This window comes from Streptomyces sp. ISL-96, assembly GCF_018614035.1.
Lineage (GTDB): Bacteria > Actinomycetota > Actinomycetes > Streptomycetales > Streptomycetaceae > Streptomyces.
Genome location: NZ_JAGGPA010000028.1, coordinates 36,561 through 62,713, shown reverse-complemented (window position 1 = coordinate 62,713; position 26,153 = coordinate 36,561). Strand labels below are relative to the sequence as shown.

The 26,153-nt window shown below is 70.6% G+C and carries 23 protein-coding genes and 1 riboswitch; of the genes, 7 read left to right on the top strand and 16 right to left on the bottom strand.

Annotated elements, in window-relative coordinates:
* Window positions 1-65: 65 nt before the first annotated feature.
* From J7E96_RS20335 to J7E96_RS20305, 7 genes are all read right to left on the bottom strand, one after another.
* On the bottom strand, window positions 66-1,340 hold the full coding sequence (locus J7E96_RS20335; RefSeq protein WP_215133081.1) for a glycosyltransferase: 1,275 nt from the start codon (window positions 1,338-1,340) through the stop codon (window positions 66-68).
* Window positions 1,337-2,302 carry a glycosyltransferase gene (locus J7E96_RS20330; protein WP_215133080.1) on the bottom strand — a complete coding sequence of 322 codons (966 nt, stop codon included), beginning with the start codon at window positions 2,300-2,302 and terminating at the stop codon, window positions 1,337-1,339. Before J7E96_RS20330 ends, J7E96_RS20335 begins: the two co-directional genes overlap by 4 nt.
* Complete coding sequence (locus J7E96_RS20325; protein WP_215133079.1) at window positions 2,299-3,399, bottom strand: glycosyltransferase family 9 protein; 1,101 nt, start codon at window positions 3,397-3,399, stop codon at window positions 2,299-2,301. Before J7E96_RS20325 ends, J7E96_RS20330 begins: the two co-directional genes overlap by 4 nt.
* Window positions 3,396-4,112, bottom strand: a complete 717-nt coding sequence (locus J7E96_RS20320) for an HAD-IIIA family hydrolase (RefSeq protein WP_215133078.1) — start codon at window positions 4,110-4,112, stop codon at window positions 3,396-3,398. The genes J7E96_RS20325 and J7E96_RS20320 overlap by 4 nt, the downstream gene beginning before the upstream one ends.
* Window positions 4,109-5,188 (bottom strand): glycosyltransferase family 2 protein, encoded by a 1,080-nt coding sequence (locus J7E96_RS20315; protein WP_215133077.1) that lies wholly within the window; start codon window positions 5,186-5,188, stop codon window positions 4,109-4,111. The genes J7E96_RS20320 and J7E96_RS20315 overlap by 4 nt, the downstream gene beginning before the upstream one ends.
* The gene (locus J7E96_RS20310) at window positions 5,185-6,858 is read right to left on the bottom strand and encodes a carbamoyltransferase C-terminal domain-containing protein (protein ID WP_215133076.1); all 1,674 of its coding nucleotides are present in this window, start codon (window positions 6,856-6,858) and stop codon (window positions 5,185-5,187) included. The genes J7E96_RS20315 and J7E96_RS20310 overlap by 4 nt, the downstream gene beginning before the upstream one ends.
* A gap of 78 nt (window positions 6,859-6,936) precedes the next feature.
* A complete protein-coding gene (locus J7E96_RS20305; RefSeq protein ID WP_215133075.1) occupies window positions 6,937-7,899 on the bottom strand; it encodes an NAD-dependent epimerase/dehydratase family protein in 963 nt (320 codons plus the stop codon).
* A 207-nt stretch (window positions 7,900-8,106) separates the two neighbouring features.
* Between J7E96_RS20305 and J7E96_RS20300 the strand changes: the two genes are divergently transcribed.
* Entirely contained in the window at window positions 8,107-8,547 is a 441-nt protein-coding gene (locus tag J7E96_RS20300; protein WP_215133074.1) for a DUF6098 family protein, read from the top strand.
* A gap of 83 nt (window positions 8,548-8,630) precedes the next feature.
* Window positions 8,631-8,816 (top strand): DUF2795 domain-containing protein, encoded by a 186-nt coding sequence (locus tag J7E96_RS20295; protein ID WP_215133073.1) that lies wholly within the window; start codon window positions 8,631-8,633, stop codon window positions 8,814-8,816.
* Between the two features lie 52 nt (window positions 8,817-8,868).
* Here the strand turns inward: J7E96_RS20295 and J7E96_RS20290 are convergent, their stop codons facing one another.
* Complete coding sequence (locus tag J7E96_RS20290) at window positions 8,869-9,393, bottom strand: hypothetical protein (protein ID WP_215133072.1); 525 nt, start codon at window positions 9,391-9,393, stop codon at window positions 8,869-8,871.
* 127 nt (window positions 9,394-9,520) lie between these two features.
* Here J7E96_RS20290 and J7E96_RS20285 point away from each other — a divergent pair, with 127 nt between their 5' ends.
* Window positions 9,521-10,081 carry a hemerythrin domain-containing protein gene (locus J7E96_RS20285; RefSeq protein ID WP_215133071.1) on the top strand — a complete coding sequence of 187 codons (561 nt, stop codon included), beginning with the start codon at window positions 9,521-9,523 and terminating at the stop codon, window positions 10,079-10,081.
* A 79-nt stretch (window positions 10,082-10,160) separates the two neighbouring features.
* Here the strand turns inward: J7E96_RS20285 and J7E96_RS20280 are convergent, their stop codons facing one another.
* Together J7E96_RS20280 and J7E96_RS20275 are read right to left on the bottom strand one after the other, a co-directional pair.
* Window positions 10,161-10,985, bottom strand: a complete 825-nt coding sequence (locus J7E96_RS20280) for a PhzF family phenazine biosynthesis protein (protein WP_215133070.1) — start codon at window positions 10,983-10,985, stop codon at window positions 10,161-10,163.
* A 79-nt stretch (window positions 10,986-11,064) separates the two neighbouring features.
* Window positions 11,065-11,481, bottom strand: coding sequence for a CBS domain-containing protein (locus tag J7E96_RS20275; protein ID WP_215133069.1), 417 nt, complete (start codon window positions 11,479-11,481; stop codon window positions 11,065-11,067).
* A 290-nt stretch (window positions 11,482-11,771) separates the two neighbouring features.
* On the opposite strand from J7E96_RS20275, the gene J7E96_RS20270 reads away from it, so the two are divergent.
* Window positions 11,772-12,752, top strand: coding sequence for a TIGR03557 family F420-dependent LLM class oxidoreductase (locus J7E96_RS20270; protein ID WP_215133068.1), 981 nt, complete (start codon window positions 11,772-11,774; stop codon window positions 12,750-12,752).
* A gap of 83 nt (window positions 12,753-12,835) precedes the next feature.
* Here J7E96_RS20270 and J7E96_RS20265 read toward each other — a convergent pair whose 3' ends face one another.
* From J7E96_RS20265 to J7E96_RS20255, 3 genes are all read right to left on the bottom strand, one after another.
* Window positions 12,836-15,055, bottom strand: coding sequence for an NADP-dependent isocitrate dehydrogenase (locus tag J7E96_RS20265; RefSeq protein WP_215133067.1), 2,220 nt, complete (start codon window positions 15,053-15,055; stop codon window positions 12,836-12,838).
* 78 nt (window positions 15,056-15,133) lie between these two features.
* Window positions 15,134-16,774, bottom strand: coding sequence for a phosphoglucomutase (alpha-D-glucose-1,6-bisphosphate-dependent) (gene pgm, locus J7E96_RS20260; RefSeq protein WP_215133066.1), 1,641 nt, complete (start codon window positions 16,772-16,774; stop codon window positions 15,134-15,136).
* Between the two features lie 79 nt (window positions 16,775-16,853).
* On the bottom strand, window positions 16,854-18,065 hold the full coding sequence (locus J7E96_RS20255; RefSeq protein WP_215133065.1) for a glycosyltransferase: 1,212 nt from the start codon (window positions 18,063-18,065) through the stop codon (window positions 16,854-16,856).
* Between the two features lie 199 nt (window positions 18,066-18,264).
* On the opposite strand from J7E96_RS20255, the gene J7E96_RS20250 reads away from it, so the two are divergent.
* Complete coding sequence (locus tag J7E96_RS20250) at window positions 18,265-19,290, top strand: LacI family DNA-binding transcriptional regulator (protein WP_215133064.1); 1,026 nt, start codon at window positions 18,265-18,267, stop codon at window positions 19,288-19,290.
* On the opposite strand, the gene J7E96_RS20245 is transcribed toward J7E96_RS20250, so the two are convergent.
* Both J7E96_RS20245 and J7E96_RS20240 read right to left on the bottom strand, forming a co-directional pair.
* The gene (locus tag J7E96_RS20245) at window positions 19,245-19,796 is read right to left on the bottom strand and encodes a hypothetical protein (RefSeq protein WP_215133063.1); all 552 of its coding nucleotides are present in this window, start codon (window positions 19,794-19,796) and stop codon (window positions 19,245-19,247) included. The two genes, J7E96_RS20250 and J7E96_RS20245, sit on opposite strands and share 46 nt — an antisense overlap.
* A 70-nt stretch (window positions 19,797-19,866) precedes the next feature.
* Window positions 19,867-20,583 (bottom strand): hypothetical protein, encoded by a 717-nt coding sequence (locus tag J7E96_RS20240; RefSeq protein ID WP_215133062.1) that lies wholly within the window; start codon window positions 20,581-20,583, stop codon window positions 19,867-19,869.
* Window positions 20,584-21,037: 454 nt separating this feature from the next.
* On the opposite strand from J7E96_RS20240, the gene J7E96_RS20235 reads away from it, so the two are divergent.
* Window positions 21,038-22,180 carry a cellulose binding domain-containing protein gene (locus J7E96_RS20235; protein WP_215133061.1) on the top strand — a complete coding sequence of 381 codons (1,143 nt, stop codon included), beginning with the start codon at window positions 21,038-21,040 and terminating at the stop codon, window positions 22,178-22,180.
* 92 nt (window positions 22,181-22,272) lie between these two features.
* Here J7E96_RS20235 and J7E96_RS20230 read toward each other — a convergent pair whose 3' ends face one another.
* Window positions 22,273-24,432, bottom strand: a complete 2,160-nt coding sequence (locus J7E96_RS20230; protein WP_215133060.1) for a glycoside hydrolase family 6 protein — start codon at window positions 24,430-24,432, stop codon at window positions 22,273-22,275.
* 273 nt (window positions 24,433-24,705) lie between these two features.
* Here J7E96_RS20230 and J7E96_RS20225 point away from each other — a divergent pair, with 273 nt between their 5' ends.
* On the top strand, window positions 24,706-25,596 hold the full coding sequence (locus J7E96_RS20225) for an SDR family oxidoreductase (protein ID WP_215133059.1): 891 nt from the start codon (window positions 24,706-24,708) through the stop codon (window positions 25,594-25,596).
* Between the two features lie 391 nt (window positions 25,597-25,987).
* Window positions 25,988-26,152: riboswitch (cyclic di-AMP (ydaO/yuaA leader) on the top strand.
* Window position 26,153: the final 1 nt, after the last annotated feature.

Here is a 26,153-nt window from a genome sequence, read left to right as displayed (position 1 = left end):
CGCACCTCCTTCGGACATCGGTGCTGCGCGGTGGGCGGTCGGGAACGCTTTTGTGGGTGCGGGCGTCAGATCGCCCCCGTCACGGCGGGCTGCGTGGCCAGTACCTCGCAGTACACGGACTCGGTGGCCGCAGCGACTCTGGCCCAGCCGTAACGGCTGAGGACCCGGCGGCGGCCTGCTTCCCCGCACGCCTGGCGCACAGCGGGATCGGCGAGCAGTTCGCCGACGGCGTGAGCGAGGGCCTCGGGGTCGCCGGGCGGCACCAGCCGTCCCGTGGCCGGGTCTGCGACGGTGTCGAGCTGCCCGCCCACCCCGCTGGCGACGACCGGCTTGCCGCAGGCCATCGCCTCCAGCGGCACGATGCCGAACGGCTCGTAGTCGCCGGGGCACAGCACCACATCGGCGGTCCGCAGGAGCGGCGCCACGTCCTCACTGGGTACGCCGCCCAGGAAGCGGACCCGGTGGGCGACTCCGGCCTCGTGGGCGATGTCGCGCAGCCGGCGTACCTCTGGGTCGTCGTCGAGCCGGCCCGGCTCCGGGCCGCCGACCACCAGAAGTTCCGCGTCGGGGAGCCCGGCCAGCGCGGCGATGGAGATGGCGGCGCCCTTGCGGGGGACCAGGCGGCCCAGCTGGATCAGCCTGTGCCGGTAGGTGCCGTCCCGGTCGGCGACCGGCCCGTACGGCGTGAACTCACCGGTGTCGACACCGCACGGCACGACGCTGACCTTGTCGGCGGCGATGCCCATCCTGCCCAGTTCGACGACCTCGTCGCGGCAGGTGGCGATCACCCGGTCGCAGCCCAGGCCCACCTCGCGCTCGCAGCCGATCCGGGCGGGCGGGCTGGTGTCGGCACGCCGCTGGTGCCGTCGCTTCACCGTTCCGAGCGCGTGATAGGTGTGCAGGAGCGGGAGCCGCAGTTCACGCGTCGCGTGGAGCGCGGCGAGCCCCGACATCCAGAAGTGCGAGTGGACGACCCCGGGCGGCCGTATCTGCCATTCCCTGGCCAGGAAACGGCCGAACGCCAGTATGTGCGGGAGGAGTTCGTCCTTGGGGATCTGCTCCGGCGGACCCGCGGGCACATGGTGCACCTCGACGCCCGCTCGCAGTGGCACCCGGTCCGGCAGGTCGCGCGAGTCCCGCCGGGTGTAGACGGTGACGCTGTGACCTCGGTCGGCGAGTGCGCCCGCAAGGCGCGCGACATGGACGTTCTGACCACCCGCGTCCACTCCGCCGAGGACGGCGAGCGGGCTCGCGTGCTCGGAGACGAGCGCGATCGACAGGGCGGCGGGGTTGCCGGGGGTGGTGCCGATGCCGGTGTTGATGGGGCCGAGGGATGTCATGAGCGCACCTCCGTCATCACGCGCTCCCAGTCGTTCAGGAAGCGTTTGAGCCCGTACCGTTCGAGTGCTGCCTGGCGGCCGCGCGCGCCGTCCTCGGCCGCGGCTTCCGGTTCCTCCAGGTAGTGCCGGGCGGCCCGCGCGAGTACGTCGGGCCGGGTGGACAGCGTTCCGGTGCCGGGCCCGATCGCCTCGACCGCCTCGGTGGTGGCGAGTGCCACGACGGGCATGCCCAGGTGCATGGCCTCCAGCAGGGACAGACCGAGTGACGTCCAGCGCACGGGGTGCAGGTACAGCCGGCGCTCGGCCAGGGCCGAGTGCAGTTCGCGCTGGGGTAGGTCGGTGGCGTGCAGCCGGTCGTCGGGTATGCCGAGATGCGCGGCCAGGCCCTCCGTACGCATGCCGAAGACGTCCAGCGGCGTCGACTCGGACAGGGCGGGCAGCAGGTCCGTACCGGTGTAACGGCCGCGGCGGACCGGGTCGTTGACGACGACGGCGGCGCGCGGGAGCCAGCCGGTGTACTGGTGCCCGGGGTCGACGATGCCGTGCTCGATGACCTCGGTGCGGGTGGAACCGTTGTCCCAGAACAACCGGTTGAAGTGGGTGACGTGGACGAGCGTCAGGTCGTCGCGGTCCGCGAACGGGTGCCGGGTGTTCGGAACGTCGCCGTCCGGTGCGTTGTGCTCCAGATAGACGGCGGGTACGTCGCGACCCGGCCGGCGTCCGCCCAGCCACCGTTCGGCGAGTTCGAGCTCGTGCGGCCGCTGGAGAACGACGAGATCGACCGGCGCCTCGCGCAGCTCCTCGGGCGTCATCTCCCGTACGGAGTCGGGCCAGGTGAAGGTACGCGCCCGGCCGAGCCCGTCGGGATCGCGGCCGGGGGTGACGGGAACGAGGTAGGTGTGGGGTCCCTGGACGAACGCCGTGGTCCAGGAGCCGTGTACGTGCCACAGCAGGATGTTCATGCGGTCGCTCCTCCTCGTTCGTTTTTGGCCATTTCCGCCATTGCGGATACGCCGCCCGGTACGGCCGGGCAGCCGGCTTCGAGCCCCGTACGGCCCCCGAGCGCGGCCACGGCGGCGAGCACCTCCGCGTCGCCGACCCCGTCGAGGCAGGGGTGCCCCGGAGCCGGACAGCGCCGCGCCCTGGTCCCGGCGCACGGCGCGGCCTGGTCACCGAGCAGCACATGCGGTACGCCGTACGGGCCCCAGCGCTCGGCCGGTACAACCGGCGCGAACAGCGACGCGACCGGTGTCCCCACCGCGGCGGCGAGGTGCGCGGGCCCGGTGTTGCCGACCACCGCGACGCGCGCTCCGGCCAGGACACCCGCCAGTTGGTGAAGGTCTGTGGCCCCGCCGAGGTCGAGGGCGTGGTTTCCGGCCACTTCGGCGGTCAGGTCCTTCTCGGCCCGGCCGCCGGTCACCACGACCCGGTGCCCCTCGGCGGAGAGCGCGGCGGCGGCCCGCGCGGCGCGTGCGGCGCTCCAGGCGCGGGCCGGGACGGCGGCGCCGGGGTGCAGGACGACGTACGGGCCGGGGCCGGTCAGGTGGGCGGTGTCGGGCGGGGGGCTGATGCGCAGGGTGCCGTCGTCGCCGGGCGGCAGGGCGAAGCCGGCGGCCCGCGCCAGATCCAGCGCCGCCTCGGCCTCATGGCGGTGGGACAGTCGGTGGTGCCGCAGGTCGAGCAGGGACCCGGGGTAGTCCTCGCTGTCGGCGGCCGTCCATCGCACGCCGGCGAGTTTCAGCAGCAGGGCGGCCGGAAGAGGGCTCTGGTGGTACGAGACGAGCACCAGGGCACGGTCGAAGTGGCGGGCGGCGAGCGCCTCCAGCAGCTTCCGGGTGGCCTCGTTCGTCACCGGCGCCGGTTCGATCCCCACCCAGGGGGCGTCGTACACCAGCACCTCGTCGACACCGGGCAGCAGCCCGGCCGCCTGAACGCCGAGCGGCCCGCACAGCAGGGCGGTGTGCGAGGAGCCGGCCGCGACGGCCCGTACGGCGGGACCGGCGAGCAGTACGTCGCCGGCACTGTCGAGGCGGACGACGAGCGTCCGGGGAGCGGTCATCGCGGGCCTCCCGCCATCCGCCCGGCGGCGTCGGCATGGGCGCTGGCAGGCAGCACCCGCCGCACCGCCTCAAGGAGATCTGCGGCCGTCTCGTCGGCTGCCGCGGTCTCCTCGGGCCGGGTGAGCGCGGTCGGTACGAGCACGCCGCGCGCGCCCGCGGCGTGCGCTGCCGCCACATCGGAACCGATGTCCCCGATGACGACGGTGCGCGCGGCGGCCACGCCGAGCCGTTCACACGCGGCCAGCACCAGCCCCGGCGCGGGCTTGCGGCAGCCGCACCCGTCGTCGGGCCCGTGCGGGCAGACCGCCCACACCGCGAACGGCCCGAGCAGGTCCTCCACCCGCTGCCGCACGGCTTCGACCTGCCTGCGCGTCAACATCCCACGGGCCACACCCGACTGATTGCTCACCACGCCCACCGGAATCCCGAGGGAGCGTACGGCGGCAACAGATTCCCGCGCCGACGGCATGAGCTCGACCCGCGCCGGATCGCCGTTGTAGGGAACGTCGACAACGAGCGTCCCGTCCCGGTCGAAGAGCACAGCCTCCGGAACCTTCCCGGCCCACACCGACAGGTCCGGGCCGGCGGACGCGAAGCCGTCAGCGCGGGCGTCCTGTGGGAGACCGTCACGGCGGGCGGGCGGAGGGGCGGCCGGCGGGCAGTCGAACAGCCAGGGGCCGTTCGCGGGCCGGGGCGCGGGATGGCAGGTCATGGCCGCACCCGTACCTGGACCGGCTCGCGCGGCGCGCGCGGCGGGTCCGCGGCCTCGTGCGGGCCGAGCGGCAGCGCCCGGTGGTACTTGGCGTGGCCGCGCAGCCAGTGCCAGGTGGCGGCCGGTGGGATGAGGACGCTGGTCAGCGCCATGGTCGCGACCTCGTCCCGGGTTCGCGGTCCCGGCGCGATCCTCGCCCAGGCGAATTCGGCCGTACCTGCCACCCATACGGCGGCGCAGGCCGCGGCCGCGGCCCGTCGGCCGGCGACGGCGCAGGAGAGGGCCGTCAGCGCGGCGGCCGTCACCACGAGGTGACGCGGCAGTCGTCCCCTCGGCGCGTCCGCCCGGCTCCACCAGTCCCGGCCGTGCCGCCGGTTCATCAGTACGTCGTCGGCGTTGCCCCGCTGGAGGCGTACGGAGATCATGCGGTCGGCGGGCCGCACCGGATGGACCGTGCTGCGCCTTCCGGCGCTGACCGTCCAGCCCGCCGCCAGCACCCGCAGCGCGAGATCCGCGTCCTCGCGGAACGCTCGCCGGAAGCGTTCGTCGAAGCCGCCGACGGCTTCGAGGGCGTCCCGGCGGTACGCCATGTCGGCGGTGATCCACCGCGCCGTGGCCAGCCCGGCGGTGTTGCGTTCCCAGTCCGTGGGCCGCCGGTGCACCGGCAGCGGCACCGTGATGCGCGCGGTGACCGCGGCGGTCCGGTACGTCGTCGCCGCCAGGTCCCTGGCGAGATCGTCGCCCCACGTCGGGCCCGGTACGACGTCGTCGTCCAGGAAGACCACCCACGGCACCGGACCGGCTTCCCGCCACCCCCTGTTGCGTGCCGCCGCCGGTCCCCTCGCGCGGCCGGTCACCACGGTGGTGACGGGCCGCAGAGCCTCCGGAATGTCGACCGGCAGGGGCACCCCGCCGGGCTCGCGGCGGTCGTCGACGAGGACCACCTGCGCCGGCCTCGGACCGGCGGCGCGGGCCAGCGCCCGCAGGCACGCGCTCAGGCTGCGGCGTCCGAGCGTCGGAATCACCACGGCGTAAGCGGGGGCGGGGGCCGTCGTCTCCTCTCCGTACGGTGTCATCGCGTCCCCCCGTCGTCGTACGTGTCCGACGAGTGGAAGAACTCACCGCGCCGGATCGCGTAGGGGCCGATGGCCAGCAGGTCGACGGGCGAGGAACCGAAGCACTCCAGCGCGTCGCGCGGGTCGTCCACCATGGGCCGGCCCGCCGTGTTGAGGCTGGTGTTGACGACCACCGGCAGGCCCGTGAGCCGCTCGAATTCGCTGAGCATCCGCGCGACCAGCGGCTCGCGCGCCGGGTCCACGGTCTGGATGCGCGCGGTCCCGTCGACGTGCACGACGGCCGGGATGCGGCCGCGCCACGCCTCGGCCACGTCGTGGACGAACAGCATGTACGGACTGGGCATCGGCCCGTCGAAGATCTCCGGGGCCCGGTCGGCCAGCACCATCGGCGCGACCGGCCGGAACTGCTCGCGGCCCTTGACGTCGTTGAGCCGTTCCAGATTGCCCGCGTGACCGGGATGAGCCAGCAGCGAGCGGTGGCCGAGCGCCCTGGGCCCGTACTCAGAACGGCCCTGGAACCACGCGACGATGGCGTTGTCCGCCAGCGCCCGGGCCACGGTCGCGGCGATGTCCGCCGGCCGGTCGAACGGCACGGCCGCCGTCTTCAGCCACGCGCCGAGCTCCGCGTCCGACCAGTCGCGGCCGAGGTCCGCGCCGGCCATGGGCTCCGGCTCGTCCCCTCCGTCGGCGGCGAGCAGCAGGGCGCTGCCGAGCGCGGTCCCCGCGTCACCGGCTGCGGGCTGTACCCATACGCGGGAGAAGGGGCCTTCGCGGGCGATCCGGGAGTTGGCGACGCAGTTGAGCGCGACGCCGCCGGCGAGGGTGAGAACGCTGTCGTGCGTCTTGCCGTGCAGCCAGCGCACGAGGTCCAGCAGGGTCTCCTCCAGGACGGCCTGGGCGCTGGCCGCGACGTCCGCGTGGTCCTGCGTCCACGGCTCGTCCGGCCCGCGCGGAGCGCACAGTTCGTGCCAGGGCACGGCCGTGGCGTGGAATCCGCCGTCCCCCGTCGGGTACACGTGGCGGCGCAGTTCGGGCAGCATGCGCGGCGTGCCGTGCGAGGCCAGTGCCATGACCTTGAACTCGTCCGAGGAGCGCAGGAATCCGAGGTGCTCGGTCAGTTCCTCGTAGACCAGCCCCAGCGAGTGCGGCAGGTCCTGCGCGTGGAACGCCTCCAGCCGGTTGCGGATCCGGCGCGCCGCGAGGTGCGAGGCCCGTTCCCCGCGCCCGTCGAGCACCAGCACCGAAGACGTCTCGGCGTCGGAGGCCGCGAACGCGCTCGACGCGGCATGCGCCATGTGGTGCGGTACGAAGCGGACGATGCCGGGGTCCAGTCCCGGCAGGGCGGCCTTGAGGAACGCGGGGGCCTGCCGGGCGTACGTCAGCCGCAGGTGGTCCCAGGGGTCGTCCAGGCCCATCGCCTCGGCGGCTCTGGCGAGTTCGGGGTCGAAGGAGTACGCCACCGCGTCGAGGTCCTGCGGGCGCAGGTTCGCGCGCTTCAGGCACCAGGCGGCGGCCTTCTCCGGCAGTTCCCAGGCGGAGAACGGCACCGGCCGCTTGCCGTGCTTGCGCCGGGAGAACCGCTCCTCCTCCGCCGCGGCGACGGTCCGGCCGTCGATGACGAGTGCGGCGGCGGGGTCGTGGAAGAGAGCGTTGATTCCGAGGATGCGCATGGGGGTCCCAGGCCTTTCGGCGAATCGGGGCGAAGCCGGGCCGCGCCGGGGGCGCGGCCAGGAGGGCGTTCGGCCGGATCAGCTGTCCACGTGGGCGCGATACCAGGCGATGGTGCGCTGCAGGCCTTCTTCGGCGGGCACACGCGGCTCCCATTCGAGCTTGTCGCGGGCCAGCGTGATGTCCGGGCAGCGCACGGCGGGGTCGTCCGTCGGCCGTTCGATGAAGCGGATCTCGGAGCTCGACTCGGTCAGCTCGATGACGAGCCGCGCCAGTTCGAGCATGGTGATCTCGGTGGGGTTGCCGATGTTGACGGGGCCGCGCATGCCGTGCGCCGCCGCCGCGAGGATGCCGCGCACGGTGTCGTCGACGTAACACAGCGAGCGGGTCTGGAGGCCGTCACCGGTGACGGTGAGCGGCTCGCCGGCGAGTGCCTGGCGGATGAACGTCGGTACGGCGCGGCCGTCGTAGCCGCGCATCCGGGGGCCGTAGGTGTTGAACAGCCGCACGATGCCGGTGTCGGTGCCCTGGGCATCGGCGTCGGCGGTGGTCAGCGCCTCGCCGAAGCGCTTGGCCTCGTCGTACACGCTGCGCGGCCCGACCGGGTTCACGTTGCCCCAGTACCGCTCGTTCTGCGGGTGCTGCTGCGGGTCGCCGTACACCTCCGAGGTGGAGGCGAGCAGGAAGCGGGCTCCGGCGCCGTGGGCGAGGGCCAGGGCGTTGCGCGTACCGAGACTGCCGACCTCCATCGTGTGCAGGGGCAGCCGCAGGTAGTCGGCGGGGGACGCCGGGGACGCGAAGTGCAGCACGAGGTCGGGCGGACGGCCGACGTCGAACGGCTCGGAGACGTTGGCCTGCACGAGCGTGAATCCGGGGCGGTCGAGCAGCGCGGATATGTTCTCGGGCCGGCCGGTGCTGAAGTCGTCCACGCAGGTGACGGCGGCGCCGGCGTCCAGAAGCGCGGTGCACAGGTGCGAACCGACGAAGCCCGCACCGCCGGTGACGACGGCGTGTTCCCAGTCGTGTGAGAAAGCGGCGTTCATTTCGATCTCCTCTGACCCGAGCGTTGAGCCTCCGATCAGGGTCAGCCCCCGCGGGCCATCGGGCGCGGTGATGTAGAGCATCCGAGTGACTGACGGAGAGTGACGGGCACGTGGGCCCGTCCGGTTACCGGTTTCCCCTTTGCGCACAGGAGTGCCTACGGTTCTCAGTGGATGACCAAGCGCACGCGTCGAGGAGTGAGTACTGGCATGAGTACCCCGGACGACCTGCCTGTCCTGCGTACGCTCGACGACCTGACCCGTCTCGTCGAGCTCCACGATCACCTGTACGTACGCTGGTCGCGCGGCCCCGCGGCCGACCTGGAATCGGTGTCGAGCAAGGACGATCTGACGGGTGTCGCCATGCCGGGCCTGTCCGCGAACGCCCTGGACGTCGAGCCGTGGTGGGAGGACCGTCCGGTGCGGGTGTGGGTGGCCCGCCGGGACTACTCGCACCTGCCGCGCGAGAAGGGACCGGACGTGCGGCCCTGGGCGCTGCGCGGACGGGAGACGGGCCGCGGGCCCGACAATGAACCGCTGGTCGCTGATGTCGAGCCGGTCGCCTGGATCGACGTACGGGTGATCGAGGAAGCCACCGACGAAGTCGCCCGGCAGGAAGGCGTCTGGGGCACTCTGCGGCGTAAGGCCTAGCGGAGGATCCGCGCCTTGCTCCATCGCGGTGACAGCACCCGCGCGAGGTATTCGCCCATAGGAGCCGGGGCATATATCGGCCCATGAATGTGAACCCGATCGAAATGCAGAAGTCGCTCAGCGGCGTGAACTACCCCGCCTCCAAGAAGGAAATCCTCGAGAAGGCGGAGAAGAACGGCGCCGGCCCGGAGATCAAAGAGGCGCTCAAGGCTCTGCCGGAAAAGGAGTACGACACTCCGGCGGCCGTCAACAAGGAAGTCGGCAAGTAATCCTGACCCAGCCGGACCGGTTTCGCTCAGCCGGTCCGCACCGGCCCGGGCTTCAGGCGGTCAGCGCCGGCCCGGGCTTCAGGCGGTCGAGAAGCCTGTCGTGGTGGAGTTCGGCCACGGGCGCGAGGAGGTCGGGGTGCCGCAGGAGTGCGGCGGCCTGCCGGTCCCGCGCGCCGGGCGTGACCAGGCGCCGGAATTCCGCCGGTGAACCCTGCGCGTACCGGGATCCAGCGAGCGCGCTCACCGCGGCTACGGCCAGCTCGGGGGCGCTGAGCAGGCATGCCGCCCAGCTCGCCACGACCTCGTCGACCCAGGTGCGCCACGCGTACGTGTCCGGGTCGTCGTCGGCCCCCGCGGCGCCGGTGACCCAGTCGAGCCGGGCGGAGCCCCCGGGCCCCGCCACGGAGACCAGCCCGGCGTCCATGGCCGTCGGATAGCGCAGCCAGGCCGCGACCGTCACCGCCTGCCGCGCCTGCGCCTCGCAGAGGGCGGAGTCCATCACGCCACCGCCGGACGGATAGGCGCGGGTCAGCCACTGAGCGGTCGCCGCTATCAGCGGGGAGAGATCTGCGGGCATGTCCGGCCGTCCGAATTCATCGGGAGAGAAGTCCGGAACGCTACCTCCCGGGACCGGCCGTGGAAATGGCGCGGGTCACGAGACGAGAGTGACCTGGACCACATCAACCACACAGAGGAGCAAAACCATGGGAAACGGCGCGGACGTCATCACGGAATTGACCACTGACCATCAGGAAGTGGAGGAGCTGTTCACCAATATCGAGGAACTTCCGGCCGGCGACCGGCAGCGGAAGGTGTACGCGGACCAGGTCACCATGGAATTGGTCCGCCACTCGGTCGCGGAGGAGGCGTACCTCTACCCGGCGGTCCGCGAGCACGTCCCGGACGGTGACGCGCTCGCGGACCGGGAGCTGGAGGACCACGCCGAGGCGGAGCGCACCATGAAGGACATGGAGAGCTGCGAGGCGGACGACCCGCAGTTCGACATGCTGGTGGGCAAGCTGATGACGGAGATCAGGGCGCACATCATGGACGAGGAGACCAACCTCTTCCCCCGGCTGCGCGAGTCCTGTTCCGCCGAGATGCTGAACGACCTCGGTGACAAGGTCCGGCAGGCGAAGAAGATGGCGCCGACGCGGCCGCACCCCTCCGCGCCCGACAAGCCGCCGGCCAACAAGATCCTCGCCCCCGGAGCCGGACTCGTGGACCGGATGCGCGACGCACTGTCGGGCCGGGGCAAGGAGTAGTCCCGGCGACCGCACAGGGGCCGCCACGGGCCGGGGCTCCGGCCGGAGTCCTGGCCCGTGGCGTTCAGCCGCCCGTCGTTCAGGCGTACAGGGTGGCGTCCAGCACCGTGACGGCGTCCCCGGTGAGGTGAACGCGGTCGCCACGCACGGCGGTACGGACCAGGCCACCGCGGGCGGAGGCCTGCAGGCCGGTGAGCCCGTCACGACCGAGACGCCCGGACCAGTACGGGGCGAGCGCGGTGTGGGCGCTGCCCGTGACCGGATCCTCCAGGATCCCTTCGGCCGGCGAGAAGAAGCGCGAGACGAAGTCGTACGCCCGGCCCGCCTCGGCCGGGGCGGTGATGACGACTCCGCGCAGCCCCTCGCGGCGGGTCAGGGCGGCTACCGCGTCCAGGTCGGGGGTCACTGCGCGGACCGCGTCCTCGTCGGGCAGGACGGTCAGCAGGTCACCCAGCGCGCCCGTGCGGAAGGTGGCCTCGGGCTCGGTCCCGAGCGCGTCGGCCAGTCCGTCCGGTACGGGCACTTCGGAGCCCGGTGCGGCCGGGAAGTCCAGCGTGATGCTGCCTTCCTCGTCGGTGTGGGCGAGGAGGACGCCGCTCTCCCGGCTGCTGAAGCGGACCGTACCGATGAGTCCACGTTCGGCGCGGAGCACGTGGGTGGTGGCCAATGTGGCATGGCCGCACAGATTGGTCTCGACGAGCGGGGCGAACCAGCGGATCGCCCAGTCGGCTTGGGCGGTATCGGACAGCGGGAGTGCGAAGGCCGTCTCCGAGTGGTTCAGTTCGGCGGCGACCTTCTGCATCCACCCGTCGTCCGGCCACTCCCAGGCGGGCAGGAGACACACACCCGCCGGGTTCCCGGCGAACGGACGATCGGTGAAGGCGTCGACAACGTAGATGCGCATGCCCGCACCGTAGCGATGCCAATAGCGGCCCCGCCAAGTCCAATCCGGGATGGGTGGACTGTTCTGGCGACCGCTGTGGTCAGTCCGTGGAAAGGGCTTCGAGAAGGTCGCCCACCTGCGGGTCGGGCAGGGCCCGGGCGACATCGGCCTGGGCCACGATGCCGACGAGGTCGTGGCCGTCGATGACGGGCAGCCGGCGGACCTTGTGCGAGGTCATCGTGCGCAGGATCTCGCCGGCGTCGTCGTCGGCGCCGATCGTCACCGCCTCGCCCTGCGCGAGTTCGCCCGCGGTCGTCTTCGCGGGGTCCTTGCCGGCCCCCAGGACCTTCACGACGATGTCGCGGTCGGTCAGCATGCCCTTGAGCTTGTTGTCGGTCCCGCAGATCGGCAGGGCGCCGACGCCCAGCTCCGTCATCTTCCGGGCCGCGACCAGCACCGTCTCCTCCGCTCCGATGCACTCGGTGCCGGGGGTCATGATCTCTCTGGCAGTTGTCACGTGTCGTCTTCCCATCCTCGTGGCGAAGGGAGCCGCCCGGGGCTTCGCCACCCCGGGCCGGCTCCCTCACACTTCCTACGCCCGCCGCCGGACAGCGGCCAACGCGCCACGACGTCACCGGACCGGCGTCATCCGATTGCCCGGCTCCAGCCCGCCGCCGGTCACCCGGGCCGCCCACGGGGGCCGACCGGGTGAAAGGCGAAGCGCGCCCCTGGCAGAAGGGGTACGTCTGCGCGGACGAACGGTTGGGTGCGCGAGGAGAGACCAGGAAAGACAGGAAAGAGGAGTACATGCAGATCGGTTACAAGCTTGCCGCCGAGGCGTTCGGCCCGGCGGAACTGGTGCGGCAGGCGGTTCTGGCGGAGCGGGCGGGTTTCGATTTCGTCGAGATCAGCGACCATTTCCACCCCTGGCTCGACCACCAGGGCCATTCGCCGTTCGCCTGGACCGTCCTGGGCAGCATCGCGGCGAAGACCTCACGGATCGGGCTGGCGACCGGCGTGACGTGCCCGACGGTGCGCTACCATCCGGCGATCGTCGCCCAGGCCGCGGCGACGCTGGCCCTGGTGTCGGACGGCCGCTTCGTCCTCGGAGTCGGCTCCGGGGAGCGGCTCAACGAGCACGTCGTCGGCCTGGGCTTCCCGGACACCGTCAGCACCCGGCACGAGATGCTCAGGGAGGCGCTGGAGATCATCCGGCTGCTGTGGCGCGGCGGGTACCAGTCGTACGACGGCAAGCACCTGCGGCTCAAGGACGCCCGCGTGTTCGATCTCCCGGAGGAACTGCCGCTGATCGCGGTGGCCGCGAGCGGCCCGGCATCGACGCGGATCGCCGCGGAGCTTGGTGACGGGCTGTTCGCCACCGAGGACAAGCCGGAGATCGTCCAGCAGTACCGCGACGCGGGCGGCAGCGGCCCGCGTTACGCGGAGGTACCGATGGCCTGGGCGCCCGACGAGCACACCGCCGCGAAGGCCGCGCTGGAGACGTCGCGCTGGGCGGTGACCGGATGGAAAGTCATGAGCGAGCTGCCGAACCCGGTCAACTTCGACGCGGCGACCACGACCGTGCGCGAGGAAGACATCCTCGAAAAGTTCGCCTGCGGCACAGACCCCGCGCGGTACGTCCAGGTCGCACAGCAATTCGTCGACGCGGGCTTCGACCGGCTGGTCATGCAGAACGCCGGCCCCGATCCCGACGGCTTCATCGACTTCTACCAGCGGGAACTCGCCTCCCGTATCCCGCGGTTGAAGCCGGGCGGCGCCGGCGCCTGACTCCCCCGCAGACGGGACCGCCCCGGCCCGCGTGGATGCGGGGCCGGGGCGGAACGTACGGCGGAACCGGACAGGTGCTGCCGTCAGGCGAGCGTCGCGATGGCCTGGTTGAAGGTGTTCGACGGGCGCATCACGGCCTCAGCCTTGGCCGCGTCGGGACGGTAGTAGCCGCCGATGTCGGCCGGCGAGCCCTGCACCGCGATGAGCTCGCCGACGATGGTCTGCTCCTGCTCGGCCAGCGTCTTGGCGAGAGCGGCGAACGCCTCCGCGAGCTTGGCGTCCTCCGTCTGCTTCGCCAGCTCCTGGGCCCAGTACAGCGCCAGGTAGAAGTGGCTGCCGCGGTTGTCGATGCCACCGAGGCGACGGCTCGGCGACTTGTCCTCCTCCAGGAAGGTCGCCGTCGCACGGTCGAGGGTGTCGGCGAGCACCTGGGCGCGCGCGTTGTCCGTCGTCTGCGCGAGGTGCTCGAAGCTCACCGCGAGCGCGAGGAACTCACCCAGGCTGTCCCAGCGCAGGTAGTTCTCCTTGACGAGCTGCTGTACGTGCTTGGGCGCGGAGCCACCGGCGCCGGTCTCGAACAGGCCGCCGCCGTTCATGAGGGGGACGATCGAGAGCATCTTCGCGCTCGTACCGAGTTCGAGGATCGGGAACAGGTCGGTGAGGTAGTCACGCAGCACGTTGCCGGTGACCGAGATGGTGTCCTCGCCGCGGCGGATGCGCTCCAGGGAGAAGGCGGTCGCCTCGACCGGCGGCATGATCTCGATCTGAAGGCCCTCGGTGTCGTGCTCCGCGAGGTACGTCTTGACCTTGGCGATCAGCTGCGCGTCGTGCGCGCGGGTCTCGTCGAGCCAGAAGACGGCCGGGACACCGGTCGCGCGGGCGCGGGTGACGGCCAGCTTGACCCAGTCCTGGACCGGCAGGTCCTTGGTCTGGCACATGCGGAAGATGTCGCCCGCGCCGACGGCCTGCTGCAGCACGGCGTTGCCGGCCGCGTCGACGACCCGGACCGTGCCCGTCTTCGCGATCTCGAAGGTCTTGTCGTGGCTGCCGTACTCCTCGGCCTTCTGCGCCATCAGACCGACGTTCGGCACCGAACCCATCGTGGACGGGTCGTACGCGCCGTTCGCGCGGCAGTCGTCGATGACGACCTGGTAGATACCGGCGTAGCTGCTGTCGGGGAGGACCGCGAGGGTGTCGGCCTCCTGGCCGTCCGGGCCCCACATGTGACCGGAGGTGCGGATCATGGCCGGCATGGAGGCGTCGACGATGACGTCGCTCGGTACGTGCAGGTTGGTGATGCCCTTGTCGGAGTCGACCATCGCGAGGGCCGGGCCCTCGGCCAGCTCGGCCTCGAAGGACGCCTGGACGGCCGCGCCCTCCGGCAGCGCCTCCAGACCCTTGAGGATGCCGCCGAGGCCGTCGTTGGGGGACAGACCGGCGGCGGCGAGGACCTCGCCGTACTTCGCGAAGGTCTTCGGGAAGAAGGCGCGCACCACGTGGCCGAAGATGATCGGGTCGGAGACCTTCATCATCGTGGCCTTCAGGTGTACGGAGAAGAGAACGCCCTCGGCCTTGGCGCGGGCGACCTGCGCCGTGAAGAACTCGCGCAGCGCCGCGACGCGCATGACGGCCGCGTCGACGACCTCCCCCTCCAGGACGGGTACCGACTCGCGCAGGACGGTGGTGGTGCCGTCGTCCCCCACGAGCTCGATGCGCAGGGAGCCCGCCTCGGAGATGACGGCGGACTTCTCGGTGGAGCGGAAGTCGTCGTTGTCCATGTGCGCGACGTTGGTCTTGGAGTCGGCCGACCAGGCGCCCATGCGGTGCGGGTGCTTGCGGGCGTAGTTCTTGACCGAAGCGGGGGCGCGGCGGTCTGAATTGCCCTCGCGCAGCACGGGGTTGACGGCGCTGCCCTTGACCTTGTCGTAGCGCGCGCGGACGTCCTTGTCCGCGTCGGTCTTCGGGTCGTCCGGGTAGTCCGGCAGCGCGTAGCCCTGCTGCTGGAGCTCGGCGATCGCGGCCTTCAGCTGCGGGATCGAGGCCGAGATGTTCGGAAGCTTGATGATGTTCGCGCCGGGCGTCTTGGCCAGCTCACCGAGCTCGGCGAGCGCGTCGTCGATGCGCTGGCTCTCCTGGAGGTACTCGGGGAAGAGGGCGATGATGCGCCCCGCCAGCGAGATGTCGCGGCTCTCCACCGTGACCCCGGCCGTCGAGGCGTAGGCCTCGACCACAGGCAAGAACGAATACGTCGCCAGGGCCGGGGCCTCGTCGGTGTGTGTGTAGATGATGGTCGAGTCAGTCACCGGGTGCTCCGCTCCACGTCTGCAACATTGCTTGACATCAAGATATCTCTAGACCGTACCTCTCCCGACAGGGGTCGGTCAGCCCGCCAGAGCTGTCGATACGACGGCCTTGGCCTCCTCCTGGACGCGGGCGAGATGGTCCGGGCCGAGGAAGGACTCGGCGTACACCTTGTAGACGTCCTCGGTGCCGGACGGGCGGGCGGCGAACCAGGCGTTCTCGGTGGTGACCTTGATGCCGCCGATGGGAGCGCCGTTGCCGGGTGCCTCGGTCAGTACGGCGGTGATCGGCTCCCCGGCCAGCGTGTCCGCCGTGACCTGCTCGGGCGAGAGGCGTGCCAGGACCGCCTTCTCCTCCCGGTTCGCCGGGGCGTCGACGCGCGCGTAGGCGGGCTCGCCGAAGCGGGCGGTGAGCGCCGCGTAGTGCTCGGAGGGCGACTTGTCCGTGACCGCGAGGATCTCGGAGGCGAGCAGCGCGAGGATGATGCCGTCCTTGTCGGTGGTCCACACCGAACCGTCGCGGCGCAGGAAGGAGGCCCCGGCCGATTCCTCGCCGCCGAAGCCGAGTGAGCCGTCGGACAGCCCGTCCACGAACCACTTGAAGCCCACCGGCACTTCGATCAGTCGGCGCCCGAGGTCGGCCGCGACGCGGTCGATCATCCCGGAGGATACGAGTGTCTTGCCGACTCCGGCGCCGGCGGGCCACTGCTCGCGGTGGGCGTAGAGGTAGCCGATGGCGGCGGCGAGGTAGTGGTTGGGGTTCATCAGGCCGGCGTCGGGGGTGACGATGCCGTGCCGGTCGGCGTCGGCGTCGTTGCCGGTGGCGATCTGGAAGCGGTCGCGGCCCTCGATCAGGGAGGCCATCGCGTACGGTGACGAGCAGTCCATGCGGATCTTGCCGTCCCAGTCCAGCGTCATGAAGCGCCAGGTGGGGTCGGTCCGCGGATTGACGACGGTCAGGTCGAGACGGTGCTGTTCGGCGATGCGGCCCCAGTACGCGACCGACGCCCCGCCCAGGGGATCGGCGCCGATGCGCACGCCCGCGGCGCGTACCGCGTCCAGGTCGAGTACGGACGGCAGGTCGGCGACGTAGGCGTCCATGAAGTCGTACCGGCCGGTGGTGGGCGCACCGAGGGCCCTCGTGTAGGGCAGCCGCCGTACTTCCTTCATGCCGTTCGCGATGATCTCGTTGGCGCGGTCCTGGATCCAGCCGGTCGCCTCCGAGCCTGCGGGGCCGCCGCTGGGCGGGTTGTACTTGAAGCCGCCGTCGGCGGGCGGGTTGTGGGACGGGGTGACGACCACACCGTCGGCGAGACCCGAGGTCCGGCCGCGGTTGTGGGCCAGGATGGCGTGCGACACGGCCGGGGTGGGGGTGTAGCCGTCGGCCGTGTCGATGAGCACGGTCACGTCGTTGGCGGCGAAGACCTCGACCGCCGTCACCCGGGCCGGCTCGGACAGCGCGTGGGTGTCGGCGCCGAGGAAGAGCGGCCCGTCGGTGCCCTGCCCGCTCCGGTACTCGCAGATCGCCTGGCTGGTCGCGGCGATGTGGTCCTCGTTGAAGGCGGTGGCCAGGGACGTTCCCCGGTGCCCGGACGTTCCGAACGCGACGCGCTGACCCGGCTCGCGCACGTCGGGGTGCAGGGCGTAGTACGCGGTCACCAGCCGGGCCACATCGGTCAGATCGTCCGGTCCGGCCTGCTGTCCCGCTCGTTCGTGCGTCATCTGCCCGCTCCTCCAGATCGTTGGTGACGTGCCAGTGTCGACGTCGACGTCAGTCACCAGTGGGTACCACACGGACCTTTCATTGTGGGGCCGTGTGGTGATTGACCAGGCTTTCCAAGTCATCCACCGCTGTTTCGACGGTCGGCAGGGCAAGGCAGGCCAGCCGGGCCTGCCTCACTCGCCGCAGTACGGAGCCGTCGTCGAGCAGCCGGCGGCACGTCGACGCGATGCCGGACGGAGTGGGATCGGTGACCTCGCTGCCGAGGCCCAGCTCGGTGACGCGCCGCGCGTTCATCGGCTGGTCCGCCGTCCGGGGCAGTACCGCCATGGGAGTCGCGGTGCTGATCGACTCCCACACGCTGGTGTAGCCGCCGTGGGTGAGGAAGAGGTCGGCCGCTTCCAGCAGCAGCGGCTGGGGTACGGAGTCGACGACATGCACATGGGGGGCGGGATCGAGACCGGCGACGCTCACTCCGCTGGTGGACACCACCGCGGTGCAGTCGAGCCATGACAGTCCCTCGATCATGGACCGCAGGACCGTCGCCGGATCCAGCTGCCCCGGCAGCGGCTGATGCCCGTCCGGCGAGGGCAGGAAGAGCGGCAGGGCGCAGCCGATACCGGCGTACACCAGTGGCCGGTCGATGGGGAGGCCGACCATCCAGCTGGGGAGTTTCGCACGGGGATCGGCAATCACGGGCCGGCGGTAAGCGAGCGCGGGCGGGAGGTGCGGAGCGAAGGTCCAGGACGGCGGAAGGTCGTCCAGGTGCCCGTGGGGCGTCAGGGACATCGGGTCGTCGTGCTCCGGCAGGCCGACGGTGGAGCGCCAGCGGTTGAGATGCGGCAGCAGAGCCGTCGGGTCGGTGAAGCCCTTCGCGCCGGACACCATCGCCACCTGGGGGATTCCCAGTCTCTCGGCCACGAGGCAGGCACTGACGTCCATCGCGTCACGCAGCAGCAGATCCGGCTTGAAGTCGTGGGCCACCGCCTCCAGCGCGTTGAACTGACCCGCCATGTGCGGCCCCGCCAGTGCGAGCGCCGCCGATCCCCGGGACGCGGTACCGGTCTGCAGGTGCCTGACGGCATCGCGGGTTTCCTGACCGGCCGTCATCGCGTCAGCGAAGAGGCTCGGCAGACATGCCGTCGCGGAAACGCCCTGGTCAAGGTAGAAGCCGAGCAGGTACTCCTCGGTGGCGATGTGCACTTCATGACCCGCGCCGGACAGCAGGCGCGCGAAGCGGAGCGCCTCGCGCGTGTGGGATGGGGAGAGAACCGAAGTACACAGGACGCGCATGCCAGAGATCACCATTCGCCCGCTCGACAGCATTTTCCCGCTCGAATCATCCTCTTGAGCGGGCCGCACCGACGCGGTGACGCACCGATCAATGTGATCAACGGGTTGGGATGGGAGTGCGTCCGGTGATTCGATGTGACCTGTCCTCGTACCAACAGGTGCTCCGAGGACCGGATATCCCTCCTGGAGGTCGTGCGCGATGGTGACGAGAGGACGTATGGGCCCGCCCACGCTAGAGGAAGTCGCCGCGTTCGCGGGCGTCGGGCGGGGCACGGTGTCCCGTGTCATCAATAACGCCCCCGGGGTGAAAGCCGCGACACGGCTGACGGTCGAACGGGCGATAGCCGAACTCGGCTACGTTCCCAACCACGCCGCCCGGGCCCTGGCCGGCAGCCGCACCGACGCGGTGGCGCTGGTGATCACGGAGACCGAGCGGCGTTTCTTCGCGGAGCCGTTCTTCTCCGACATCGTCCACGCGGTCGGTGCCGGACTGGCCGACACCGACATCCAGCTGCTGCTGACGCTGGTACGTACCGAAAAGGAACGGCAGCGGTTCGTGCAGTACGCGCGCGCCGGCCGGGTGGACGGGGTGCTGATGGTGTCGCTGCACGGCGACGACCCGCTCCCCGACATGCTCGCCGAACTGGAACTGCCGACCGTCCTCAGCGGCCGGCGCTCCAGCGACGAGTCGGTGTCGTACGTCGACTCCGACAACGTCGGCGGGGCCCGGTCGGCGGTCCGCCACCTGGTGGACACGGGGCGGCGGGCCATCGCCACGGTGACCGGGCCGCCGGACATGTACGTCGCGCAGTGCCGGCTCCGGGGCTACGAGGAGGAGATGCGGAAGGCCTTCGGCGAGGTGGAGGCGTCATTGATCGCGCAGGGCGACTTCACCGAGGAGAGCGGGCGCCGGGCGATGGCCGAGCTCCTGGAGCGCCGTCCGGAGCTGGACGCGGTGTTCGCCGCGTCGGACATCATGGCCGCGGGCGCGTTGCACACCTTGCGCGCGGCGGGCCGCCGGGTGCCGGAGGACGTGGCCGTCGTGGGGTTCGACGACTCCCCGCTCGCGCAGCACACCGATCCGCAACTCACCACCGTCCGCCAGCCGGTGGAGGAGATGGGCCGCGCCATGGCGCGCGTACTGCTGGAGGACATCGAGGAACCCAGCGCGGCCTGGCGTCACGTCATCCTGCGTACGAAGCTGGTGGTGCGCGCCTCGGCCTGACGTGCGTCGCACTCACCGCGGCCGCGCAGCGCGGCGACCGCCGCGTCGGGTCCGTTCTCGTACCGGGCCAGCTGCGTCCTGGTCGGCGCGACCCGCCATACGCCTCGCTCGGACACCATGCGCAGGGTGCCGGAGGCTTCCCCACCCTGCCAGCCGATGTCGACCGTACGCCGGTCCAGGGGGACCGCCCGTACCGTCTGGAACGGGACGGCGAGCAGGGGGTGGCAGATCCGGTGCGTACGGACGTAGGTGTCCCGGGGGACGTGTCGCTGGGCGCTACTGCTCCATCCCTCCCATGCCGCCGACCAGTCGCCGCCCGAGAGCAGCCCGAGGTGGGTCTGCGCGGCCGACCGGGCAGCCTGCCCGGCGGTGGCTTTGGCCCCGGACGCCTGTCCGGTGGAGGCCGGCGAGCCGGCGGTGTCCTGGGCGCGGCTGACCAGTGCCACCGCGATCAGTGCGGCGATCACGCAGGACAGCCGCAGCAGCGGGGCGCGGTCGGCGCGCATGTGACTCCTTCCGTGGCACGGGCCCCGAGGACCGGGTGAGTAGGCCCGGTCCTCGGGGCGGGGTGGGTGGTCAGTTGGCGTAGCGGACGGTGCCGTACTTCTTCACCAGGTCGGTGTTGGCAGAGACGTTCAGGTCCGCGGTGAAGCGGACGGAGTCACGGGTGGTTTCCAGGGCCACCGCGCCCTGGTTCGGGCCGCCGAGCTTGTAGACCCAGGTGTGGCCGGGGTCGATGCCGCGCTGGGGCAGCGACACGTCGTGGAAGCCGAGGCGCGCGATGTAGAACGACGTACCGTCGCCGCGCTTGACCTCCAGGAAGTCCTGCTGCGGGTGCCCGAACGCCTGGGAGGCACCGTAGTGGTGCTGGTCCGAGCCGGACGGAGCACGGAAGATCAGGACGCCGCAGTCCAGGTGGACCGGCTTGTCGGAGCGGTTGGTGAAGACCAGCTCCCGCAGCCCGTACCCGGTGGTGCTGTCGGCTCGCACGCTGACGGTGAGCGGGACGTTCGAGGTGAAGGACGTGGTCAGCGGCTCGTTCAGGATGGGGTTGGTGCCGGAGATCGGGTAGCTCGGGCTGGTGTGGCAGCGTTCGAGCGGGGTGGTGTACTGCGAGGCTCCGCCGGTCGGCAGCTGCTGGGTGAAGCTGTTTGGGCCGCCGGTGACGGCCGTGGTCTGGCCCGCGGCGGCGGTGGCCGTCCGGGAAGTGGTCAGCTGGACGGCGATCGTGGCGATCACCAGGGCGAGGGCGGCCAGGCCGGCCACGGTGAGTTGTAGCGCGGGTCTGCGCATGGGGGACTTCCTCCGGTGCGGGCGGGGACGGATGGAGAGGTGCCGGGCAGTGAATTCGGGAGCGCTCCCAATCGGGGATACGGACCGAGGCGCCGACCCTTCCTCGTCTTCACTGTGCGGAATTGACAAGCCCCCGTCAATCGCTAGGGGGTGACGTGAACCAGCCAAGAAAACCGATGGCGCGTATCCGTCCCACCACGGCCGGAGCGGCATGACCCCAGGTCTGGCCACTTCGGGGGCTCGAACCAATTCGACCTGATGACTCCTCGCCGGGTGTTCGCGGCTGCGCTACGCGCGCGAGCCACGGGCCCCCAATTCCCTTGCGTACCAAAGCGCTTGCCGTGACCCACGCCGATCCCTACAGTCCTGCCCGAAGCAGTATCTGGGAGCGCTCCCACCCGCTACGTACCGGGAGCACTCCCACCTCCCGCACGCTTCTCACCGAAAGGGCAGTATGAGACCGCTACCGCTCCCGCACTGTGCCCGGTCCGTCCGTACCGCGCTCATGACGATGCTCGTGGCCTTGGCGTCACTGGCCGCTCTCGTGACGACGGCAGGGCCCGCACAGGCCGACACCCTGATATGCGATCAGTTCGGTTCCACCACCATCCAGGGCCGATACGTGGTGCAGAACAACCGCTGGGGCACCAGCGCCACGCAATGCGTCAACGCGACCGCCACCGGTTTCGAGCTCACCCGGGCCGACGGCTCCGTCCCGACGAACGGGGCGCCCAAGTCGTACCCGTCCATCTACAACGGCTGCCACTACACGAACTGCTCGCCCGGCACCAACCTGCCCAAGCAGGTGAGCACGATCAGCAGCGCGCCGAGCAGCATCTCGTACGGCTACGTCAGCAACGCGGTCTACAACGCGTCGTACGACATCTGGCTCGACCCGACCCCCAAGACCGACGGCGTGAGCCGGACCGAGATCATGATCTGGTTCAACCGGGTGGGCCCGATCCAGCCGATCGGTTCCAAGACCGGTACGGCCAGTGTGGGCGGCCGTACCTGGGACGTCTGGACCGGCAGCAACGGCTCCAACGACGTCATCTCGTTCATAGCGCCCTCGGCGATCGCCAGCTGGAGCTTCGACGTGATGGACTTCGTCGACCAGACCGTCGCCCGCGGGATGGCCCAGCCGTCGTGGTACATCACCAGCGTACAGGCCGGGTTCGAACCGTGGCAGAACGGCGCCGGCCTGCGGGTCGACTCCTTCTCCTCCACCATCAACAGCGGCAGCACCGACCCCGGTGACCCGGGTGACCCGGGAACGCCGGCGGCCTGCAAGGTCACGTACGCCACGAACGTCTGGCCCGGCGGCTTCACCGCCAATGTTTCCGTCGCCAACACCGGCTCCGCGCCCGTCAACGGCTGGAAGGTGGCGTTCACGCTCCCGTCCGGCCAGAGCGTCACCAATGCCTGGAACGCCACCATCGCCCCGTCCTCCGGCGCGGTGACCGCGAGCAACACCTCGTCCAACGCCCAGATCGCCCCGAACGGCAGCCAGTCGTTCGGCTTCCAGGGCACGTACACGGGAACGTTCACCAAGCCGACGCAGTTCAGCCTCAACGGAACCGCGTGCACGGTGGTTTAGGAAACGATCGCCCAGAAATGGGCCTGTCCCGCCCGGCCGGTACGGCGGCCGGCCGGGCGGGACAGGGGTCAGGAGCGACGAGCGTTCGCCGGTCAGGCCGGCGGGGCGCCCCAGGCGAGCGTGCCGCCCGTGTATGCCGGGATGGCCGGCGCATCGGCGTACGCGGTAGCCGCCGTACGGCTGTAGTCGTTGGCCTCGTTGAAGTTGGACCAGTCGGACTTGCTCAGCCTCAGCTGGACGTCACCGGTGTCCTTCCCGGCCGCCAGCGAGCCACCCGAGAACGTCACCTCCAGGTAGGTGTCCGCGCCCGCGACCGGAGTGGTCAGCGGAACGACCCGCAGCTTCACCTGCGAGCAGCCGACGGCCGCGTAGTCGCAGAACGCGCTCACCGAGGGCGACCCGCCGTCGCGGGTGAAGTAGTAACGCGCCGAGACCTTGCTCAGATCGAGCGCGGCGGAACCGGTGTTGACCACCTGGAGAGCCGGGCGGATGGAGTTGTCCGTGGCGGAGGCGTCGTTGTTCTTGTACCGGACCTTCAGCGCACCGGACGGATCACCGCCACCACCTCCGGCCCCGGTCGTCACGCTCAACACCACGGAGGCCGCCGACACGTTGCCCGCCGCGTCACGCGCCCGCACGGTGTAGTTGTACGCCGTGGACGGCGACAGGCCCGTGTCCGTGAAGGACGTACCGGACACCGGCGTCGTGTTCGCCTTCACCGTGCCCCGGTAGACGTCGTAACCCGTCACCCCGACGTTGTCCGTCGACGCGCTCCACGCCAGCGACACACTGTTCGCCGTCTTCGCCGTGCTGCTCAGGGCAGTGGGCGCGGTCGGCGCCTGCTGATCTGTCGGGTCCGGGTCCCCGCCGCCATCGGTGGGAATGGCCGGGTGGGCGTTCTTCACCAGCATCTCGAACTGGTTGTGGAACCAGTGGCCCGCGAGTGGCGCCTCGGGCAGTGCCCCGGTCTTGTTGTTACCGGCGCCCGGCGCCGTGTATGCCGGGTTACACATCGGGTCCGCGCGCTTGCCCTCGTCGTTCGGGATGTCCTCGCTCGCGCCGTCCGACTCGCCGGGCGGCTTGACCCACAGGAACGCGTCCAGATGCGAATCCGGGTAGCCGGCGGGCGCCGCCTGCGGCGGGTGCCCCATACCGGCGCCGCTGTGGTTGCACCACAGCCCGCGGTGGGCCCGGCGGTCCGCCTTGGACTCGCTCACGTACGTGTCGAGGGTGGTGCTGGTGCTTTCGGCGGTCGGCCGCCCGCTGCCGCCCCAGCCGTTGCGGGACGTGTCGACGACCATGCCGGTGGACGCGGGCCAGCCCTGGGCGACCAGGGCCCGGTGAACGGACTTGGTGAAGTCCGACTCGTCGAAGTTCGGGTTCCACTCGTAGTACTTGCCCGACTTGACCATGCTCCCGCCGACGGTCTTGTCGGGGTTGGTGAGGAACGGCTCGGCCAGCGGCGTGTAGTTGGAGACGTTGGTGATCAGGCCGTCAACGCTGCTCAGACCCGCGGCGGTGCCCTTGGCGACGTCCGTGTACAGCTGCGTGGTCTGCGTCAGGTTGGTGTCCCAGCCCAGCCAGCCGGAGTGGGCGAAGTCCAGGTACGTGTAGACGTTCGGGATGGCGTGCAGCTTGTCCAGGGCGTACTGGATGCCCTTGACCTGGATTCCGCTGCTCTTGGCCTGCGCGCACTCGGGGTCCGCCAGGTTGGTGACCAGGTTCGGCAGGCCGTCCGGTTCGATCACCGTGGTGATGCGGATGTCCTGGTACTTCGGGTTGGCGAAGACGCTGGTGATGGCGTCGATGTACTCGGCCTTGTAGCGGTCCAGACCCGCCTGTGTGAGGGGCAGTTCACCGTTGGAGGCGAGGGCGGCACAGTCCCGGCCGGGCAGGTCGTACACCACGAACGTGGCGGTCAGCGGCTGTCCGGGCTTCTTCTGGGCCAGCGCCAGGTCGAGGTGGTCGGCCAGACTCTTGCGGCCCCCGTTGGCGCTGCCGCCGTGTATCGCGGCGATGCGGTCCAGCCAGACGGCGGTGGGATAGCTCTTGACCTTCTCCATCTTCGCCTTGACCGTGGCGTCGGCGGTCTTGGCGATGGACCCGTCGATCAGTGTCGCGTAGTCGGGGTTGATGTACGACGAGGCACCCGCGAACGGATTGTCGACGTGCGCCTCGGCCGCGACCGCCGGCGTGGTGCCGAGCAGTCCGGCCGCGGCGAGCAGCAGGGCGGTGGCGGTGCCGGCGGCCATGGCCGCTAACCCTCTTCGGCTTCTTCTGTGATGACTCACGTGCGGATCTCCCTGTCAGAAGACTTCGGGGGCGAATGGGAGCGCTCCCAAACGTGGTGCGGCATCAATCAAGCAGCGGGCGTGCGGGCGTGTCAATGCACATGACAAGGCCCCTTGGCGCCTGATGCCGGTACGGCGGCTCAGCCGTCGCGCGCTTGGGAGCGGCTCCCGGATTCGAGCACCGCGCTTTGGGGAACCCAGATGTGACCAAATCCGATCAACAAGGAGGCCGCGATGAACGAAGAGAGCCGCGAGGCGGAAAACCCCGTCACGAAGCACCCGCAGCCGGAGCTTCCGGACCAGGAACAGGAGCACCCCGGCTGGACGGGCCCGATGGACCCTCCGCCCGATCACGGCGAGGACTCCTACCGGGGAAACGGGCTGCTGAAAGGCCTCGCGGCAGTGGTGACCGGCGGGGACTCCGGGATCGGCCGGGCGGTGTGCCTGGCCTTCGCGCGTGAGGGCGCCGATGTTCTGCTCACTCATCTTCCTCAGGAGGAGAAAGAGGCCGCCGAGACCTCCCGCCTCGTCGAGGAGGCGGGCCGCCGGGCTGTCGCGGTGAGCTGCGACATCCGGGAGGAGGAACAGTGCCGTGCGCTCATTGACCGCGCGGTCACCGAATTCGGCCACATCAACATTCTGGTGAACAACGCCGCCTATCAGATGTCCCAGCCGGACGGCATTGGCGCCATCACGACCGATCAATTCGACCGGGTCATGAAGACCAACCTCTACGGCATGTTCTGGTTGTCGAAGATGGCCCTCCCCCACATCCCCGAGGGCGGCTGCATTATCAACTCCACCTCCGTCCAGGCATACAAGCCCAGCCCCCATCTGCTCGATTACGCCATGACCAAGTCGGCCATCGTCGCCTTCACCCAGGGGCTGGCGCAAATGGTGGCGTCCAGTGGAATCCGCGTCAACGCTGTCGCTCCGGGGCCGGTATGGACGCCACTGATTCCCGCGACCATGCCGGACACCACGAAGTTCGGAAAGCAGTCGCCTCTGGGCCGCCCCGCACAGCCTGCCGAAATGGCCCCGGCCTATGTGTTCCTCGCTTCTCCGCAGGCGAGCTACATCACGGCTGAGATCGTCAACGCCACTGGGGGCACACCTCTGCCGTAAACAGAGTCCGGTCCGGCCTGGGCGATGGGCGCTCAAATGGCCGCAGGGGAACAGAAGTTCAGGCGCCCGGCGCACGCACCCTCGCCCAATGCCGCACCAATAGCGCACGTTTCCGCCCATGAATGCCCCATGTGGGCGGTTTGCCTGAATGGTCGGTCGCTCGACGTCATCCGTGACAGGAGTCACGTCCGCAGCGAAATGCGGTAGTGCCAGCGACTCAGTTCCCTTCAACAGAGGGAAAGTTGCGCCTGCCGCCCACGGACAGTGACAGGAGTTTCCACGTCCTGATACGTCCTCTCCATTGCGACGCGGAATCCGGGGCTTGTTCTTCCCTGCCTGTCTCGCTTACCGTCACCGTCAATCCGGGTGGACCGCCGAATCCTGCCGCCGTCCGGAATCCGCACCCACTCACACTCACGTACGGCAGGAGCGGGGGAACCAGGTAAGCCGCCGATCCGGAATCCGGAACGGCTTGGGGTGAAGTCGCATTGACCATGCGACCGGGCATCTCCAGCCCGAACCCGACAGCTCACCTCGCAGGCGACGGAGAGGAATTC